At 48.1% G+C, this 19,856-nt stretch carries 16 protein-coding genes; 1 reads left to right on the top strand and 15 read right to left on the bottom strand.

Going from position 1 to position 19,856, the window contains the following annotated elements:
* Positions 1-30: 30 nt before the first annotated feature.
* The 11 genes from J2Z65_RS32395 to J2Z65_RS32345 form a co-directional block, all read right to left on the bottom strand.
* Positions 31-1,074 (bottom strand): ROK family protein, encoded by a 1,044-nt coding sequence (locus J2Z65_RS32395; RefSeq protein ID WP_167067804.1) that lies wholly within the window; start codon positions 1,072-1,074, stop codon positions 31-33.
* The gene (nagZ, locus tag J2Z65_RS32390) at positions 1,071-2,705 is read right to left on the bottom strand and encodes a beta-N-acetylhexosaminidase (RefSeq protein WP_167067807.1); all 1,635 of its coding nucleotides are present in this window, start codon (positions 2,703-2,705) and stop codon (positions 1,071-1,073) included. Before nagZ ends, J2Z65_RS32395 begins: the two co-directional genes overlap by 4 nt.
* Positions 2,706-2,733: 28 nt before the next feature.
* The gene (locus tag J2Z65_RS32385) at positions 2,734-3,567 is read right to left on the bottom strand and encodes a carbohydrate ABC transporter permease (protein WP_240160060.1); all 834 of its coding nucleotides are present in this window, start codon (positions 3,565-3,567) and stop codon (positions 2,734-2,736) included.
* Complete coding sequence (locus J2Z65_RS32380; protein WP_338111818.1) at positions 3,564-4,424, bottom strand: carbohydrate ABC transporter permease; 861 nt, start codon at positions 4,422-4,424, stop codon at positions 3,564-3,566. Before J2Z65_RS32380 ends, J2Z65_RS32385 begins: the two co-directional genes overlap by 4 nt.
* A gap of 35 nt (positions 4,425-4,459) precedes the next feature.
* A complete protein-coding gene (locus tag J2Z65_RS32375) occupies positions 4,460-5,800 on the bottom strand; it encodes an extracellular solute-binding protein (RefSeq protein ID WP_167067813.1) in 1,341 nt (446 codons plus the stop codon).
* Positions 5,801-5,894: 94 nt separating this feature from the next.
* Positions 5,895-7,529, bottom strand: coding sequence for a response regulator (locus tag J2Z65_RS32370; RefSeq protein ID WP_167067816.1), 1,635 nt, complete (start codon positions 7,527-7,529; stop codon positions 5,895-5,897).
* The gene (locus J2Z65_RS32365; RefSeq protein ID WP_167067819.1) at positions 7,526-9,346 is read right to left on the bottom strand and encodes a sensor histidine kinase; all 1,821 of its coding nucleotides are present in this window, start codon (positions 9,344-9,346) and stop codon (positions 7,526-7,528) included. The genes J2Z65_RS32370 and J2Z65_RS32365 overlap by 4 nt, the downstream gene beginning before the upstream one ends.
* 145 nt (positions 9,347-9,491) lie before the next feature.
* On the bottom strand, positions 9,492-9,929 hold the full coding sequence (locus J2Z65_RS32360; RefSeq protein WP_167067822.1) for an OsmC family protein: 438 nt from the start codon (positions 9,927-9,929) through the stop codon (positions 9,492-9,494).
* Positions 9,926-10,327, bottom strand: a complete 402-nt coding sequence (locus J2Z65_RS32355) for a DMT family transporter (protein WP_167067928.1) — start codon at positions 10,325-10,327, stop codon at positions 9,926-9,928. Before J2Z65_RS32355 ends, J2Z65_RS32360 begins: the two co-directional genes overlap by 4 nt.
* A 177-nt stretch (positions 10,328-10,504) precedes the next feature.
* Positions 10,505-11,299 carry a sugar phosphate isomerase/epimerase family protein gene (locus tag J2Z65_RS32350; protein ID WP_167067825.1) on the bottom strand — a complete coding sequence of 265 codons (795 nt, stop codon included), beginning with the start codon at positions 11,297-11,299 and terminating at the stop codon, positions 10,505-10,507.
* A 662-nt stretch (positions 11,300-11,961) separates the two neighbouring features.
* A complete protein-coding gene (locus tag J2Z65_RS32345; protein WP_167067828.1) occupies positions 11,962-13,734 on the bottom strand; it encodes a methyl-accepting chemotaxis protein in 1,773 nt (590 codons plus the stop codon).
* A 202-nt stretch (positions 13,735-13,936) separates the two neighbouring features.
* Between J2Z65_RS32345 and J2Z65_RS32340 the strand changes: the two genes are divergently transcribed.
* The gene (locus J2Z65_RS32340; protein ID WP_167067831.1) at positions 13,937-14,854 is read left to right on the top strand and encodes a diacylglycerol/lipid kinase family protein; all 918 of its coding nucleotides are present in this window, start codon (positions 13,937-13,939) and stop codon (positions 14,852-14,854) included.
* Here J2Z65_RS32340 and lplT read toward each other — a convergent pair.
* From lplT to J2Z65_RS32320, 4 genes are all read right to left on the bottom strand, one after another.
* Positions 14,851-16,020, bottom strand: coding sequence for a lysophospholipid transporter LplT (gene lplT, locus J2Z65_RS32335; RefSeq protein ID WP_167067834.1), 1,170 nt, complete (start codon positions 16,018-16,020; stop codon positions 14,851-14,853). The genes J2Z65_RS32340 and lplT overlap by 4 nt on opposite strands.
* 14 nt (positions 16,021-16,034) lie before the next feature.
* Positions 16,035-18,194, bottom strand: a complete 2,160-nt coding sequence (locus J2Z65_RS32330; RefSeq protein WP_167067837.1) for an AMP-binding protein — start codon at positions 18,192-18,194, stop codon at positions 16,035-16,037.
* Positions 18,195-18,583: 389 nt separating this feature from the next.
* A complete protein-coding gene (locus J2Z65_RS32325; protein WP_167067840.1) occupies positions 18,584-18,961 on the bottom strand; it encodes a VOC family protein in 378 nt (125 codons plus the stop codon).
* A 67-nt stretch (positions 18,962-19,028) separates the two neighbouring features.
* Entirely contained in the window at positions 19,029-19,760 is a 732-nt protein-coding gene (locus J2Z65_RS32320) for a glycerophosphodiester phosphodiesterase (protein ID WP_167067843.1), read from the bottom strand.
* Positions 19,761-19,856: the final 96 nt, after the last annotated feature.

Below are 19,856 nucleotides of genomic sequence, written 5' to 3'. Positions count from 1 at the left end.
GGTCATATGACCAGTCATAACATGAATGCCTCAGCGTGACTGAGACATAAGCAGCGCGGCGCCAACGGCTCCTGCGGCTGAACCAAGCGCAGACGTTACGAACCGTACCGGCTTGCGTATTGAAGGCAAACAGCGCTCTTCGATGATCTCTCTCATCGGTCCTAACAAAGGCTCGCCGATATGCGAAGCGCCGCCGCCAAGGATAACCACCTGCGGATTCAGCAGGTGGAGAATGCTCACGAGCCCGATGCCGAGGGATCGTCCCGCTTCGCGCAAGATGCCACTAGCCTCGGCATCCCCTTCCGCGGCTGCGGCCGCGACCAACCGCGCATCCACGCGGTTCGGGTCGCCTCCTGCAAGCCGCGCGAGCGCGCCCGCGCCACCACGTCGCACCTGCTCCGCGCCGCGGCGACCAATAGCAGTGCCTGACGCGTACAGCTCCAGGCACCCCACATTCCCGCAGGGGCAGAGCGGCCCATTTCCATCAATGGAAATGTGACCGAGCTCCCCTGCGTTATGGTTCGTGCCGGCGATCACGCGACCGCCGGAAATGATGCCCCCGCCGATCCCCGTGGAGATCGTCACAAAAATACAGTCCGGCGCTCCCTCGCCCGCGCCGGCCAGCCATTCGCCGACCGCCGCTGCGGTGGCGTCGTTCTCGAGCCTGACCGCGCATGCGAAGCGGTCAGAGAGCACGGCAGCGACGGCCACGTCGCGCCAGCCGAGATTGGCGGCGAAGGTGACGACACCGTTCGCCGTATCGAGCGTGCCCGCGGTGGCGACGCCAATCCCGCGGAGAACGCTGCGGCCGCCGGGCACGGCCGCAAGCAGCCCCTCGATCAGGCTGCCGAGCCGATCGAGCACAGCCGCCTCCCCCTGCTGCGCCAGAGTGGGGAGCTCTTCCTTCGCGATGATGCTGCCATCGCCGGAAATCAACGCGGCCAACATTTTCGTGCCGCCCAAATCCACCCCGACATAGTACTCCCGCAGGAACACGTCTTGACCCTCAGCCCAATCCTTCCCTGCTGCCTTCTCCCCACTCACTCGACCCTCAGTCCATTTCCCACCGCTCATACTTCCTGCCTCCATCCAATCGGGTATTGTTCAGACAAGGTGACTGGCAGTCGCCCTACCGGCTTCTCTATCCCAAGCAGCACATTCGCTAGGGATACCATCGCCAGCGGACGATTTTCGTAACAGGCCAAATACGTCTTCACCTCAGGAAACTCAAGCAAATCATAAGGGTTTCGGCCTGCGGCTACGATAAGATGCAGTTCTTCTTTCTCTGCCAATGTTTTCACCAACCGCGTCTGTCCAGGCGAGAACGCAGCATTGTAAGTCACCACGATCACTTGTTTCATGCCTTCGGCAGCTTGAAGAGTCGCGGTAATCTCCGTTTCCGAAGGGTACAGTCCCAAATACACTTCTCGAACGGGTTTTCCGGAGATTGCTGAGAGCGCGGTGCCCAGCGTCCCCTGCCTGTCCACAACCTCATCGATTTCTGTTCCCGTTTGCACTTCCGTCCAAATTACAAGCGTCGGTTCGTTCATATCCAGAAATTGCCCGACTTCGTCCTTTACCAGCGTAATACTTTTACGGCTAAGCTCTTTAGCCAATAGCTGATTCTCCGGCGTTGAAATAGGTCCTTCCGGGATGGGCTCAAACTTTTCAAACTGAATGTCCCGTTTACATTTATAGGTCATAACCCGCAGGACAGACTCATCAATGCGCGACTCCGGAATGCGTCCGCTTTCGACGGCTGCAATTACTGCTTCAATCGCGGATATTTGACGATCCAACCTATGACTAACCAAAATAAGATCCGATCCGGCTTCTATGGCACGAACTGCGCCTTCTGCGACTCCGATGCCTTCGGAAATCGCCTTCATCTCCAGACAGTCTGTTACGATGAGCCCCTTGAAGCCCAGCTTCTCCCGCAGCAGTTCCGTTAAAATGCGATACGATAACGTAGACGGTACACCGTTTTGTTCCAGTGCCGCGAACACGACGTGCGCGGTCATAATCGCATCTACGCCGCCTTCAATCGCTTTGATGAAAGGGTCCAGTTCGAGCTCCATAAGCCGCTCCATGCTATGCGGAACAACCGGAAGATCATGATGCGAGTCCTCTGATGTATCCCCATGCCCTGGAAAATGCTTAACCGTCGCAATAACGCCCATATCCTGCAAGCCTTTCACGGCGTGCGTCCCCATATCGCCTACGATCGCAGCGGTTTCCCCATATGAACGTACTCCGATGACGGGATTCAACCGGTTATTGTTAATATCGAGGCATGGCGCAAAGTTCATGTTGACGCCCATCTGGCGCAGCTCCTTGCCCATGATTTTGGAGCTGGCATACACGCCTGCCGGCGCAAAGGCAGCCCCTAGCGCCATATTTCCCGGCAGCAGCGTGGCTCCTTCTTCAATCCGCGAGACCATCCCGCCCTCTTGATCCACCGCAATAAATAACGGCTGTCCGCCGCTGCGAAGACTCATCCCTTGCAGTTTTGCCGACAAATGAGCCAATTGATGCGCATCTTTCACATTACGACGGAAATAGATGACGCCGCCTAGTCCGTACTCTTCAATTAATTGCGTAATTGCTGCATTAGGCTCCAGAGACTCAAAGCCGCAAATGAACAATTGACCGACCTTTTGACGCAGCGTTAACGGTTGATGCGGGTTGGTGGATGACGATGACATATGGCGGACACACTCCTTGGTTAAGTGATTAGGCTTTAACGCATTCAATAATGCGTTTCTGCAGAATGACATACATCAGTAGAACAGGGATAAGGCTGAACATAATGGACGCACAAAGCGAACCATAGTTCATATTCAATTGGTCGTAGAAGGCCACCATACTTACAGGCAGCGTTCGAAATTTTTCTTTTGTCAGGAACAGATTCGCCATCATGAACTCGTTCCAGTTGCTGAGGAAATTGAGCATAAACACGGGAATAAGAGGCGGTACAGTAATTGGAACAAGAACACGCCACAGCAGCCCATAGATGGATAACCCATCCATAATGCCTGCTTCCTCCAGCTCGCTGGGAATAGACTTGAAAAACGCACTAATCATAAAAACAGTCAGCGGCAGCCCGACCGTAATGTAAGGGAGAATAAGAGCCAACGGGGTATTATACAAATGCATACTTCTAAGCAGCATATAAAGAGGGACAAGCAAGGAGCCCGCAGGCACAAGTAAAGCAAGCAGCAGCACTCGGTTGATCACCTTGCTCAGTCCCGGAAATTTCATTCGCGTCAAGGCAAATGATGTGGCCGTGCCAAGCATCAACGTCATCATTGCCGATATCAAGGAAATCACTACACTGTTCGTAAAATATTGCGAGACATGCGCCCCTGTCCAGGCGTTCCAGTAATTGGACAACAGCCACTCGTCCGGAAAGGACCACGGGAATGCAATAATTTCTTTATTCGTTTTAAAAGAGGAATTGAGCACCCACACGAGCGGAAAGAGGATGATTCCTATGTACACCACAAGAACGGCATGCGGGATGACACCGCGGAGAGCGCTTGCTTTTCTCATGTTCAAATTTTTCAAAATCGCACCTCCTCTTGCTTCGCCGTCATCCAGCCAAACACAGAAGTCAGCGCCCCTGTAAACAAAAGAATAAGAAGCGCGATGGCGTTCGCATAACCGTACTCGCCGATGCGGTACGCTTTTTTATACATATAAGTCGCCATCACTTCAGTAATCCCATACGGATTGCCGCCTGTCATTACAAAGACGATATCTAAGGCTTTCATCGCTCCTGTAATCGAAAGCAGGATCATCACAATGATCACAGGACGCAGAAGAGGGAACATAATCGACCATGCCTGTCGAGAGCTTGACGCTCCGTCAATTTCTGCTGCTTCCAGGATCGTTTTGGGAATGGCATAAATGGCCGATAAAACAAGAATGACATAAAAACCAACCCATTGCCACGCATTGGTAACAAGTACAGAGAGCATGGCTGTCGATTCATCAGCTAACCATGTATGCTTCCAAGCCCCCAAACCGACAGCTTCTAACAGCTTATTCAGCAGTCCAGCCTCAGGATGATAAATAAATCCCCACAGCACGCCGACGACAGCCGTTGATAGAATCGTCGGAAGGAAAATCATTGTTTTGTAAAAGCCCGTCCACCGCCTTATTTTGCTCACTACTAACGCTAAAAAAAGAATGAACGGGATCTGCAAGCCGACTGAAAAACCAATAAAATACAAGTTGTTTTGCACAGCCATCCAGAAATACTTATCCTGAAACGCTTGAGTGAAATTGTCCAGGCCATTCCACTTTGCCGGCGATATTCCGTTCCATGCTGTGAACCCGTAACGCATGGACATCAGCATCGGATATAAGAAAAAAATGACGAGCAACAACAGCGTAGGGATCGTAAAAATAGCGTATGCCAATGGGTTTCTTCCTGCTTTGTTCATAGTTCATCCTACTAATTCGTATGAGTTTCTTCCTTATTCGAAGCATCCTGCTGCTTCTGGATTTCCGACATCAGGGTAACAGGATCCGTTCTTCCGCCGACTAATTCCTGCATGCCTCGCTCGAGCTTCTCACGGACCTTGGTTTGAATGCGCGAATCGAAAGCGGGGAATGCCCCTTTGCTATTTGCAAACACATCCAAAATTTGTGTAATCAAAGGATTCACATTGCTCGTATCCTGCAGCTTCATGGCCGGCGGCATGCCTTCTTCAACCAGCTGCCTTTTTTGCATCGACTCATTGTACATCTGTACGATGAATTCTTTGATCGCGACAAGCTGCGCGGGAGTTACCTTTTTGGAGAATCCATAGGCGTTTGACCATCCGCCATTGATGTAACCATCGCCGGGCCCGCCCATGTCTGGGAAGCTCATGAAGCCTATATCCTTCACGATGGCAGACTTCTCCGGATCAAGCAGCGGTGTATTGGCCCAACTTCCGTCAAACATGAATGCTGCTTCTCCGCTGCTGAATTTGTTTTGCTGCTCGGCGTACGAAAGCGCTAAGCTGCCCTCTTGGAAGTATCCTTTTTTCACCAGCAAATTGTATTTCTCAAAAGCATCCACGACATCGGGATCGGTCCAATGTTTACTTCCATCAAGAAAACCTTCGATCGAACTCGGCCCTGCTGTGCGTACCCACATCGTATTACTCATCATGTTAATAACCCATGAATCTTTGGCTGCCAGCGCGAACGGCGTTATTTTCTGAGCTTTCAGCTTGGCTGCAGCGGCAAGCAGGTCATCCCACGTTTGAGGCGGTTTGATTTGATTATCGGACAAAATCTTCTTGTTATAATACAAGCCCTCGACATACCCGGCCATGGGGATTCCATAAATTTTACCGTCGACTGTAAATTCCTCAAAGCTATAGAACTTATCCATTAATCCCAGTTCATTTAATATTGGCGTCAGATCAAGCAGTCTGTTGGCTTTCACATAATCCTTCGTGTCCGTTCCGCCGAACAAGTCGAAAATTTCCGGTGGATTGCCAGCAGCCATCTCAGCTCTCAGCTTTTCAAAACGATTCACCTTGTCCTCTACACCATCCAGTGTAATCGAGAGACCCGGCACCTTAGCCTCCGTGTTTTTCACGACCTCCTGCAGCATCGCCAACCGCTTTTTCTGCGTATCTTTGACCTGCGTATGACGGATGGTCAGCATGACAGGTTCTCCTTTTGCCCCGGGGGCAGGCGTTGCGCTGCCTGAATTGGTTAGGTTTAAACTGCTGCAAGCGGACAGGATGAACGATACGGTCACGCCTCCTGCTACCTGGATCAATGTTCTTCTTCTCATCTTCCTTGATCTCCCTTAGGCTTGCAATTTAAGTATAAAATAACGGTTGATCGTCCTAAAGACCGACAAATTCCTTATACAGGGGCAAAATTCTCTACTTCGCCCCCATGCGCTTCTCGCGATACTCCGAAGGAATTTCACCGGTAAACTTCTGAAATACTTTCGTAAAATATCGCCTTTCGATATAACCAACCGACCTTCCTATGTCGGTAATGCTTTTATCGCTATGCAGCAGCATGGACTTTGCCAGCTCCATCCGGTGCTTGGTGACATATTCAACGAAAGTTTCTCCGAAATGCTGCTTAAATAATAAGCTAAAATAGCTTGAAGAGATGCCAAGGGAGCTCGCAATTTCTTCAATTCCGAAATCATTGGAATAATGCGTTCGAATGTATTCCTTCGCTGCTGTCATAAGCAGTTCGCTGTTTTTCTTCTTATTCGTCCCTTCCAATCCGATAGCTGCAAGCTGCACCATGACCTGAAGCAGGTGCGGGATGCTCTCGCTTTTATCCAGCTGGCACCAAATCTGTTCCTCTTCCTGCACATCGAGGGAATTCATCTCGCGCAATTCGCGAAGCACATGGAGGATCAGGAAATGCAGCATTTGATAGGCTCTGGCAAAAGAACTGTTCGGCAGGCCTTCAAGCAGCAGCTTTAACCGGTTCAGAGCATCCTCCGTTTTGTTACGATTCAACTGTTTGAGGCCTGTCACAATCTCCTCGACAAGAAACCATAAAGAGCTATTCGCATCCGAAGGCTCTTTGGATTCCTTATAAGGCAGCACAGACTCTTTCTTATCTAAATTTAACTGCATGAACCGCTGCAGCTTCCGATACGTTGCGGAGAGTTCGCGCAGTCCGACAGTGCCAGGAAAAAAGCCTACGCTAATGCCCAGTTTGACGGATTCCCGGACATCTTTTTGCAATTTAACAGCCACTTCATTTAAGCGAGACCGCACAAAAGCTACATCGGTTTTACTTCCATTACTTCCATTTTCAACGTCTCCGGCATCGTCCCATTGAATAAACAGACACCATTCGCCTTCACGCATCTGCAGAACAGAGAATTCGGCCATGAAATCGGCTAATGAATCTTGCACAACATTCCGAACCGCAAAATTCCACAGTTTTCGTTCTTGCTCGGACCAAGGAAGCGATTTTTGCGAGTAATCATCCACATCGATCATTATGAAAGAATACTGCAACGTTTCCAGGTCCATATGATCTATCGGAAGAAGTGTTTGGGCAGAAATTTCCGTATAATTCATGAGGACATCCTGCAAAATTTTCTCATAGGCCAAATTTTTCATTTTGCCCCACTTTTGCTGCTCCTCCTGCTTGGTGGCTTTGGAGTCCCTGATTTCACTTGCCAGTTTACGAATACAATTTTCTAATTCCTCGTAATTTATCGGCTTTAATATGTAATCACTGACCCCGACCCGCATGAGTGAACGCGCATACTCGAAATCCTGATAGCCAGTCACCATCAACACTTTGCATTCCTCATTGATTTCACGCAGCTTCTGGACGAACGTAATTCCGTCCATCAAAGGCATCCTGATGTCGCTCATCACCAGATCCGGCACATGCAGCTCGCATAGATCCAGCGCTTCGACACCATTCTTAGCTGTCCCGACAAGATCGATTTCCAGCTCTCCCCAAGGAATTACCGCTTGTAAATTCCGTAATATATTAGGCTCATCATCGGCCAATATTGCCTTAAGTTTCATAGGCCTGCCCCCTTTATTTTGGGAATTACGATTTTTATCGTCGTTCCATGCCCTTCCATGCTGCAAATAAACATGCCGTAATGCTGACCGTATTGGATGCGTATGCGATCAGCTACATTGCTGACGCCAAGTCCTCTTCGCTCTTCATTGACATTGGCGCCCAGTATCTCGTGAAAAGGCGTTTCCAGCTCTGTTTTATAATGAAATTTAGCTAATTTCTCGGTGGAGATGCCTATCCCGTTATCTGAAACGTACAAGCCGATCTGTTCCCCTTCATTGGCAACTTTGATCGAAATTACGCCCATATAGTCGATAGGCTCAAAACCGTGCTGCAAAGCATTTTCAACCAAGGGTTGAAGGGTGAGCTTCAAAATACTGAAATCCAAAATCCCAGCATCCGCCTCAATTTCATACCGGAATTGATCTTCAAATCGGAACTCCTGAATTTCCAGATAGCTTTTGAGATGCTCCAGCTCTTGTTTAAGCGAAATCTCTTCCCTGCTCTCCATGCCGATCCGCAGCAAATTACCCAGTCGATACACCATTTGACTGACTTTCTTTCCTTGATTTTGGATCGCGAGCACATTGATGGACTCCAACGTATTAAAAAGAAAATGCGGCTTGATCTGCGCCTGCAGCAGCATAAGCTCTGCTTTATTTTTACGGTCCTGCTGGCGTTTGACCTCTTCCAGGAGATCCTCGACCCGTACAACCAGACTATTAAATCCTCTGGCTAGCGCTGATGTTTCATCCTTACCGCTTTCCTCCATGCGCGTCGTCAAGTCGCCGCGTTCTACTTTTTTCATGGAATTGAGCATGCGCAGAATTAACTGAACAATGCGGCGAACGAACACTAAATTATAGACCAGTGCAAAAAACAAACAGACGAACGTGATCCCGGCGACCAGCTTCATAATCGTCTCGATCTCACCCGCCACGTATTTCCAAGAGGTAATCGATACGACGCTCCAATCCTGTACGCCCATCTGATTAATATTTAAATGATAGAGAGAAACTAAACTTTTTTCATTTTGAAAATTGGCTTGAAAGCTTTGATTGCCTTGCCGCAGATCCAACTTACCTTGCAGCAGCTGAAGCACATTGGCGCCCTCCAAATGCTGCTTATTGTCATAGAAAATAAGTCCGCTTTTATTTACAAGCAAGTAACGCTTCGAGCTTTCTTCATTCGTATTAAAAGATTTGAAAATTTGATCCAGCTCATTAAACTTAAATTTCAACAGCATATAGCCCAGATTGTCCATCGTCCAAAAATCCTTGACCATCCTCGCTTGATAAAACTCGCCGCGGCCAGCACCCATCTCCTTATATTCAGAAGGTCCGATCCACATCGGGCTCCCATTCAATTCCTTGATCTGTTCAAAAGCCGTGCTGCTCGACAGCGTTTTCCATGGCAGCGCATTTCCGCTCGTTCTTCCCGCGCTGAAGGATTTGCCGGCATTGTTATAAATCACGACCGATTGGATCGGCGAATAGGTTAGAATCGAGCCGCGCAGCAGCGTATCAAACGTATTCAAATCGTACGACGAGGGGGCTTCTTCATTGGACCCCACTTCATCAATCGTTCGATAGATGCCTTGAATGCTGTCCTTGACCATCCAGAAGTCAGAGAAATAGTTCGCTTCTTTGAACATGTAATAAATGTTACGGGAAATCGCTTGCAAAGTAACCTCCGTCAAGTCACCGTACTTCTTTTCAATCAGTTGTTGGGATACCGTATATACCGCAGTTCCCAGCACGAACAAAGGGATAATAATAAAAAACAAAAACCCGATAAACACCTTTTTGTTCAAATTCATCGACGTATGGCAGACCCCTTCTAAACCGAATCAGGCACCATCCTCGTGCTGGCGCCTTTTCACTATATCTTTTCATTATAAATGACCCGTCTTTTCGTGACCTAGGGATAGGTTTAGATGCTCAGGGATAAAATCCTCTAGTCAATTATAGGATCGAAATTTCTGGTTCCACTGTCACTTCCACGTTGCCTTTTAACGCTTTGCTGATCATGCATGTCTGTTCTGCGCGATAGGCCGCTTTGTTTATTTTATCCAGCTGATCTGGGAGAGTATGAGCGGCTACTAAAATTTGCGGCCGGTGGATGATGCGGTTCACCTTCATCGCCGGACTGTTCTCAACGAATATCTCCGATTTCAACTCCAGAGAGGCAATACCTTGACGCGCAAGCAGCATGCCGAGCGTAATGAGATAGCAGGTTGCTGCTGCGCCTAACAACATTTCTTCTGGGTTCGTACCGATGCCAGGGCCCTCTAACTGGCTTGGCACCGAAATCGCAGCAAGCAGGTTACCGGCCTGAATGTGGCCAGTGCCGTCCAAACCGCCGGACCATTCTGCTTTTAAATCAAATCGATGCTCGCTCATCGGGTTTCACTCCTTTTTGATGCAGGCGCGGATTGAAGATCTTGCTTATGCGCTTGCGCCGATTTGGGCTGCGCTTCATCTCCGCTGCTGCTTATATGCAGGCCAATTACACCAAGAATAATAAGCACAATAGAAATAACTTTCAAGGTAGACACTGACTCATTAAACCACCATATGCCGATGATCGTAATCAGCGCCGTCCCTACTCCCGACCAGATCGCGTAAGCCAAGGAGACATCAAGCTGCTTCAAAGCCAGCGTTAACAGTGTGAAGCATAGAATGTAGCAAATGCCCATCACCACCGCGGGACCGACCTTCGTGAAGCCGGATGACATTTTCATAGCCGTTGTGCCCACCGTTTCAAATAGGATGGCAAGCAGCAGAAACGTCCAATTCATATTCCAAACCATTTCATCCATCCTTTGCACCTGAGCTTGTAGCTCTCATTGTAAAGGAATGCAATGGGTTTCACCAGTGAATCGGGCGGGAAATCATCCAGAAATAACCGTACTGACAGCAAAAAGGCTGCACGCGGCAGCCTGGATTTTTGATAAGTTATAAGCCTTACCTGACATTCAAGCAAACTTGTTACGAAGCCTTTCGGCCATGCTTAGGCATACCTCCCATAAATTCGACACGGGCTCGTTCGAAAACGGGATCGTATGCATATAACCCGGGGGGCCAAATTCCGGTGTTATTGTGGTAGCTGCATACCCTCTATTCATACGAGAGTTCAAAATATTTTCCCACCACATCTCATGTGTCTCTAGTTCACGTTTATATTCAGGAGCATCGGGATGAGGAACTTGCGGCCCTTGTGCATAGCCTACCCGCGCATGAATATGTATCGTCCGCTCAAAGGCGATCTGCAAATTCTCCTGTTGATCCTCTAGGAGTGATTCACAGACGCAGCACCAGTGGCTGAAATCAGCCGTTATTTTCAAATCAGGAATAGCTTGCAGCAGCCTGGCCGTTGTCCACGGGGTAAACATGGCGCGATGCCTATGCGTTTCATGGCCTACTGGAATACCGTAATGCTTTTCTGCTTCGACAGCATGTCTAAAAAATTGCAACTGGCGCTCCTCGCTCATACAATCCCGGGCACTATGGGAAATAACCAATAACGGGTTTAATGATGCAGCAGCATCGAGATTAGCCGTGAAAGCATCCTCATGATTTCCGGAAGTAGAGATCAGCGCAATATACGCTAGGTTGTACTCTTCCAACAGCTGAGCAAATTCCTTTCGATGCTCCTCCCGTGGAACAGATGCTTCAACGCCTGAGTATCCCGCAGCAGCGATTTTGGCAATTGCGTCACGATAGGAGTACTCTTCCATCCCCCACAATGACTTAAATAACTTTATTTGCATGGCAATTTCTCCTTATCTCATCCATAAGACTTCTATACAAAGTTTATCGAAAATGCATATATGGATCCATGGATACCCGTATTTATTCATGTATAATCGTACGGTTATACCGTTAAACATCTGACATCTAACATATAACAAATAGTCTGGCTTATTTGCATCCAGCATCTATTCGCAATAAAAAAATCGCCCCCGCCCTGTGGTCAGGACGAAAACGATTTTTGTTAACATGCAATGGATGAAGGCTTACTGCACTCAATACAAAATGTGCGCGGCTCTTCCCTTGCTACTATTGATCTCTATGAAAATGCATATTTCATGTGTTGGAATCAAAACAATGAAAGCCCTACCTCTCTTCCATCCTTGCGGCTCCAATGACCGCGCCAGTACGAATTGCTTTACAAACACCTGCTGCCGAAACACGATGACACTGCCTCGGGTTTACCATAAAATGAGCTGATTTTACTGCGTCATTGGGAGAAATAACAAACAAGGAGAGGGGGTTACTTTCTACTCGCTAATCGTCCGTATAGGGGTAAATGAGGGTTGGTCTAAAGTGTTTATATGGTTCATTTCAATCAATCTATATAATATACACGAAGGTTATGAAAGTGTCAAGGAAACAACAACAAAAAACCGCGAGCCTTTGCTCGCGGTCCACGCTAAACCGTAAATTTCTGCAGCGACATTTGAAGCTCCTCTGCAAGTCCTGCCAGCGACTTAGCGGAGTTCTCAATTTCCTCGGTTGTTGACATTTGCTGCTGGCTGGCAGCGGATGTCTCCTGACTAACGGAAATGCCTGTTTCCGAAACGCTGCTGACAATGCTCATCACCTGCTCGATGCGCACATTCGCATCCACGAGCTGATGAATGTTCTGGTTCACACTCTCCACCTTCGCGTTGACTTCTTCAACGGAAGATTCGATGTGAATGAACGATTCTTGAGCCTCGCCGGAAATCGTCAATCCGGCCTGCACTTTGCCCGCTCCATCTTGCATGGAGCTTACGGCGTGGTTGATCTGTCTCTGAATCGTAGAGACCAGATTCGTAATGTTGCGTGCCGACGAAGCAGATTGCTCTGCAAGCTTGCGCACTTCTCCAGCAACAACCGCGAACCCGCGGCCCGCTTCTCCCGCACGTGCTGCTTCAATCGCTGCATTCAAGGACAGCAAATTGGTTTGAGTGGAAATTTCATTGATGACATTGACAATCTCGCCAATTTTATAGGCATTTTTCCCTAGAGCTTCAATGACGCTATTAACTTCCTGCACCGCATCGGAAATCTCGCTCATCTGACCTGCGATGGACACGATGGAACGTTTGCCATTCTGCGCGGCTGCCGTGGCTTGTCCAACGAGATTAGCTACTTCCTGGGCAGATTCATCAATAAGCTTCGTGCTGGTCAGCATTTGATTCACTGCCTCGTTGGCTTGATTGACGCCGGCAAACTGCTTCTCAAAATCTTCCGATAGCTGCTGACTGGAAGTCGCAACTTGCTTGGCAGCAAGGGAGCTCTGCTCCGAGCTGGCCAGAAGCTCTTCGGAACTTGCCGAAAGTGTCAGCGCGTTGTCAGCTATTTGGGCTACTAAGCCGCGCAAACTTCCGGTCATTGCGTTAAAGGAACCCGTTAATTTACCGACTTCATCCTCATACGGGTAGTCGCCCTTTACGGAAAGATCGCCGTCAGCCGCCTTCTCCATATGCTCCTGCAATCTCCGAATCGGAGTCGTTATAATCATATTCAAAGTCAATGCATTCACAGTCATAACGACAATTGCGATAATAATCGTAAGAATGATGACCCAGTGTGAAGTCTTAGAGTCGCTGCTGCTTGTAAGCTGAAACTTCTCAGCGGCAGATTCTTTGAGTTGCACCAGTTTATCGAGTGCTTCTATTGTTTTGTCACCGTGCGGCGACACCTCAGTGTTGTAGACCTGGTAGGCAACTTGATTATTTTGTGTAGCATGTTCTATCGTCTTTGTGACAATCTCAATATACTTCTTATTCAGCTCGTCAAAGCTTTGGAATGCAACCTTTTCCTCTTCCGTCAACCGGATGCCCGCCAGCTTCGTGACAAGCTCCTGATTCTTTGTGCTGTTCTCATCTAGTTTAGTCTTCAGTTTGCCCTTATATTTCACATCGACGGAAAGCATCATTTCCAGCAAATTAGATTCGGTTTCATTAAAATTCGTTTTTAGTTGATTAATCCATTTGACAGATAGCAGACTTTCCTCGTACATTCTAGTAGAATTACTCGACATCTTATCCATGAAATAGTAACCTGTAATACCTACAATCAGAAGGAATAAAATAGCAATAGCGTTCATGAGCAGCAGCTTGTAACGAAGCTTAAGGTTGCGAAGGATGGACAGGTTGGCTTTCACTTTACTTACGTTCTTTAGGCTGTTCGCATTCAAACCCATGTTGAATTTCAAAGTCCCGTTCTCCTCCCGACATGCAGATCCTCTAATTAGATGTTAGATTACCTTACACAAAAGTTATTAATTTACCTATGGTTTATTTTACAAACAAGTGAACGTTATGTAAAGACAAAATTCGCCAAAAAATCGCTTGAGCATCGAACCTTTTACCTAGTCAATTACTACCACTTTATCATGTGGATCGGGGATATTTGCCATGCAATCGATAGGCTTTATTGTGAATCCGCTTTCTGGCGATGGAAGAGGAGCTAACATCTGGAAAGAGGTTGAGACGTATCTACAGCAGAATCAGATCCCGCATGTTTTCAAATTAACGGCAAAAGCCGGCGAAGCCACAGAGCTTACTATCTCAATGATTCAAGAACATAAGGTTGGCAAGCTCATCGTTATTGGTGGGGACGGAACGATCCATGAGGCGGCTCAAGGGTTAGCGCACATACATAAAGAGGGAATAACCAGCAGCCTTGCTGTTATTCCCTCTGGGACCGGCAACGATTTTGCAAAAGCCTACGGCATTCCCATGCATCCACTTCAAGCGCTGAACATCGCGTTAACGGGGACCAAAAGAGTGCAAATCGACCTGCTGCGCACAGCGAGCGGTGTCGTCGCCGTTAACAGTATTGGCGCCGGTTTCGATGGCATGGTAGCCAAACTAACGAATGAATCCAACTATAAAAAAGTTCTAAATCGCCTCCGACTCGGCAAACTGTCCTACTTCCTGACGATTCTCCGTGTGTTCGCGACATACAAACCCTGTACTGCATGGCTAGAGGTGGATGGAAAGGTTCATGAGCTGCCCCATATGTGGTTAGCTGCCGTTGCCAACATTCCCTTCTATGGAGGGGCCATCCAAATATGCCCCTCTGCCTCACCTTACGACGGCATTGCTGATATTGTCGTGATTCAAAGCAGAGGACGCTTCCGGCTGCTTCCTATCCTTTTCACCGTATATCAAGGTAATCATATCCGGCATCCTGCCGTTTCCTTTTATAAAGGCACATCCATTTCGCTGCGCTCACAAACGCCTCTGCTTATTCAAGCGGATGGTGAATATGCGGGAGCAACTCCACTGCAAATCGTGCTTGCCCCCTCAGTGATAACCGTTATTTGTTAAACGGACAGTTTCAAACGTTGGCGCTGCACAATCAGATACACGACGAAGCCTGCTAGAATACAAGCAATTCCTGTAATCGACAGGTCAGGAGATAACCCATCCTTGGATATTTGAGTATAAATGCCGACACCGGCTAACATCATTAAATTCTCCAGGAAATTTTGGACGGCTATCGTTTTCCCTGCGCCTACGATGCCCTGACCTCGATCTTGGAGGACTGAATTCATCGGTACGATGAACACGCCGCCGCTGAAGCCTACCAGGAGGAGCAGACCTATCGTCGCATACAAATTGGTAATGAGAGGGAACATCAGAATGCTGATAATCATGATGATTCCAAAAATAAATGAGTTATAATAACGCTTGGCGGGAACCAGTTTTGGCGTCATCAGCGCCCCAATCATGATCCCTATACCGGTTACGGCTACGAGCATAGAAATTTGATCAACGGAATGTATGCCAAGATGAGCGGGAACCCAAGCAATGATCGCCAAACGAACGACAGAGGAAGTCATCCAAAACGAGCCTGTGCCGACGAGAGAGAAACGGGTTGCACGGTCTTTTAACAAAAACTTCAAATCGGAGACGAACGCTCTCGCGGCCCTGCCATAGCGGATTGATGGATTTCCTTCCAGCTTAGGCATTTGCAGTGTCATTTGCAAAGAAATCAAGTACAGCGCGAGACAGGAAATCATGGAACCTGACAGCGATATTTTAGCCAAAATACCGCCACAGACGGAACCAAGCAAAATCGCCATTATCGTGTAGCCTTCCATGCGCGCGTTTGCTTGGAGCAGTTCGTGCTCGGAATGCGTTAACGCAGGCAGTATGCCATATTTGGCCGGTGAGTAGACCGCGGCTCCTATGCCGACGATGCCATAGCTGACAGCAGGGTCCACGTGAAGGAACATCGCGACGATGCCGATGCTCTTGATCGCATTTCCGACGAGAAGAACGCGGGATTTGGAGTTTTTATCAGCAAAAGCACCGACGAATGGCGCCAGCAGCACGAACGCTACGAGAAAAGAAGCCTGCACAACACCGATATAATAGTCGGAATAAGCATTTTGCTTAATGATTGCCAAAGTAATGAAAAGTATCATATTGTCGGCGAAAGCGGAAAGAAATTGTGTCAAGTACAGTGTCTGTAGCGGCTTCATTTTCATATCATTTCTCTCCCTTATGATGCATGATGATCCTCTTGTGCACTTCGTTTGATTGTTACATAGTCTACTTTTCCGCTGCCCAGAAGCGGCAATTTCTCCACATAACGAAGCTCTGAAGGCATATAAATGGCCGGAACGTCTTTCTGTTTCATAGACTCTCTAAGGGACTGAAGCTGCTCAGAAGCACTGTTGTGGTAGATCACAATCCGTTCCCCTTTTCTCGCGTCCGGTACAGTGATGGCTGCGCACATCGTTTGGGGCGGCATGCAGGAGGCAACTAGCTCTTCAACCATCGGCAGCGACACTTTCTCCCCGCCAATCTTGGCAAAAGACTGCATTCTCCCTTGAATTGACAGATAACCTTCTTCATCCATCTGAACGATATCGCCGCAGCTGTACCATTCCGGAACAGGGACAAAACCCTGACCATGGATCAAATATCCTTTCATCACATTGGGACCTTTGACAAGCAAATTGCCGCCAAGCTCGATCCCATCCACCTTCTCAATCCGAACCTGCATACCTGGCAGCACCCGGCCAACTGTTCCCTTCTTGACATTCATCGGCGTATTTAGCGAAATAACAGGCGCTGTTTCGGTCGTTCCGTAGCCCTCCAGAATTCGGATGCCAAATTTATCTATCCAGGTTTGGCGAACCTCCTCTTTCAGCTTCTCGGCGCCAGCCACAACATATTTCAACGAACAGGCAAAATCATAAGCATGTGCGGTTCTCGCGTAAGCTGACAGGAACGTTGATGTCCCGAATAAAATCGTAATGTTCCGATCGTAAACAATCTCCGGAATAACTTTATAATGCAAGGGATTGGGATACATCACCATCTTCATGCCGGAAAGAACCGGGAGCACCGTGCCTGCAGTCAATCCAAAGGAATGGAACATAGGCATCGCCCCAAGCAGAATATCAGAGGCATTAAAGGCAATCACAGCCTTGGCCTGCTGAATATTAGCAAAAATATTACGGTGGCTCAACACGACCCCCTTCGGCTTGCTCTCACTTCCTGAAGTGAACAGAACAACCTCGTTCTGATCTTCGCCAAACGGCCCTTTCGCTTTGGTCATATAGTCGCGCATGCCATTCCATTTATGTTTAAAGGTAATGCTCTCTTTAACTTCTTCGAGGTAAATAATGGTGTACGCTGCGCTGGCACTTTGGATAAAATCAGCAAGCCCCGCCTTCTCGATAAAAGCCCTAGACGTAATAATCGCCTTCGCAGAAGCTGTTTCGCATGCGTCCAGCATGGCCTGCTTCCCTGAAGTGTAGTTCAAGATCGCCGGCGTAACGCCTAATCGGAATAATGAAAACAAAGTGATGACATGTGCCGCCGCATTCGGCAGTAGAACAGCTGCGCGCTTTTGATTATCAAGCAGCACTTTCAAGCGTCCTGCCATCGTATATGTGGTCAGCAGCAGCTTGCGGTAACTTAAAGCGGTATCCGATATCACATCTTCACAAATGATTTTCGAGACGCCATGCTGCTTGGCAGCGATGAGAAGTTCATTGAATAAATTAAGCTCCGGCTTCATTCGGCTGTCCACGATATGACTCTGCATGCGGCTGCCAATAAGATCCGTTGCCCGCTCCTTCTGAGCTCTTCGAGTGAGACACTCATCCACCGGCACTTGAAAAGCTTCACCAATCGTAATGGTTACCGCCGGAAACCAAATCTGCTTCATTTTGCCCCGAAGATATGAAAATTTGGAGTGCTCCAGCCCGCTAATAGCGATCGGCACCATTTGTGCCTGAGATCTCGAAGCAATATAACCGATGCCACCATAGAGCTTCATCATGCTGCCAGTGGTTGTGATGCGTCCCTCCGGAAAAATCACGAGCGGCGTACCGCTCTGCACTGTTTTGAGCATTTTCCTTACCGAGTAAGGATTCAAGGGATCTACGGGGATGTGCGTGCGAAAATGAAGCGGCCAGGCAAAACGTTTGGCCATTCGGGTATTCACCACAAAGGCCACTTCTTCAGGCAGGATCAGCGCCAGAATTACAGCATCCAGCAAAGACACATGGTTAGGTATAAGCACCGTTTTCTCGGTGAATTGTAATCGTTCTATCCCCTTTACTTTTACACGATAGATTCCCGATAAAGCAGGGCGCAGCAGTGGAAGCAGAAGCCTTAACAGCGCAATAAACAACCATTTGATCATCGTGACTCCTCCTAAGCGTTCGCATGGCAAATCTGAGAAAACCTTTGGTTGGAACTAAGCTAGCATCCATTCGGTTATTGGGCTTCTCTTAATACCTGGTCATAATCCCATTGTATGCATTTGCTGCGATTCTGATAGTACTAACTTTGCCTAGTACTGCAAGCCAATCACCTGTCGGATGCGCGCCTTTACGGCTTTGCCGCCACTATCAGCCCCCTTACCGCCACCTGCATCAGCCAAGGATAAACGACTTCGTCGTCCTTTTAGGACGAGCGCGTTTGTCAAGGTAGATGCGAAGCAAAAGTATAAAACTAATACTTGCTTATCTACTAATAAAAAAAGACCACAACATCCGAATCCGAATGCAGCGGTCTTTCTTATATCCTATTTCACTTCGAAACTTCACTCGTTAAAGCTAGTGTATTCCCCTCGGAGTCCCGGAAGAACGCCATCCAAATATCTACACGGCCCATACTCGCAACCACATGAGATTCGCTAATAAATGCAACACCGCGTTCAAGAAAAACTTCATAAACCTTCTTGATGTTCTCCACTTTATAATAAATAACCGAGCCCGGATGGTTAAATTCCGGCTTTTCAGGGAGGCTGAGCATCAAGCGAATGCCACCGCAGTCAAAGAAAGCCATTTGAGAAGCTTGAAACAAAAACTTCATGCCCAGCGTGTCGCGATAAAATGCAACAGCCCTTTCAATATCCGCAGCATTAACAGAAATTTGTCCAATTTGAGTTAAACTATTTTCGCTCATATGTCGCCACGTTTCCCTTCCAAACAGAGATACCCATATTCTACCACAAAGGCAAAAAATGTTGTACCTATGCGCCCAATACCTTCCGTAACCTCGCCGGAAAATCCGTAATAATCCCTGTAACCCCAGCGTCGATCAGCTTCTGATAATCCCGCACATCATTCGCCGTATAAGGGTAAGTGGCAAGTCCTGCAGCCGATGCCGCAACAGCATCTTCTTTTTCAAAATGATGATGGCTAGGGTGTAAGGAATGCACCTCAACGCCGATTTGCTGCGCATAGGCGGCATGATTATACAGGTCCGCGCTATACAGCAGACCTACCCTCACCTCAGGCTCAGCCTGCTTGATCCGGTGAATCACTTTGTGATCGAAGGAAGAAATCACCACATCTTCGATTCTGCCGCTCTCTCGCAAAAAGGCGAGCAGCGCCTTCTCCATACGTCCTTCATATGCATGCTTCACTTCCACATTGATGAAAAGACCGCGCGGCACAAGTTCGAAAACCTCCCGCAGCAGCGGTACTCTTTCCCCAACGAACGCGTCGGAAAACCAGAAGCCGGCGTCGAGTTCTTTTACTTCTTCCCAGCTTTTTTCGCAAATAAGTCCTGAACCATTCGTCGTTCGATCGAGTGTTGCATCATGACAAACAACAATTTCACCGTCTTTTGTGATATGAACATCCAATTCTATGCCATCTGCCCCCTGCTCGAATGCCAAGGCAAAAGATCTTAACGTGTTTTCCGGCGCTTCCCCAGCGGCTCCCCGGTGTCCTATTACAATCGGTTGATGTGTGTTCATTGTACACTCTCCTTACCTCATTAACTGCTTATGCTCAAATTATAGTGGAGTAGATCGGCATTTGCCCAGTAAATATTCGTAAATATTATGTAAACA

The sequence above is a fragment of the Paenibacillus aceris genome (genome assembly GCF_017874035.1).
GTDB classification, from domain to species: domain Bacteria; phylum Bacillota; class Bacilli; order Paenibacillales; family NBRC-103111; genus Paenibacillus_E; species Paenibacillus_E aceris.
Note: the sequence above shows the minus strand (reverse complement) of the source record. Positions and strands in the feature narration are given on the sequence as shown.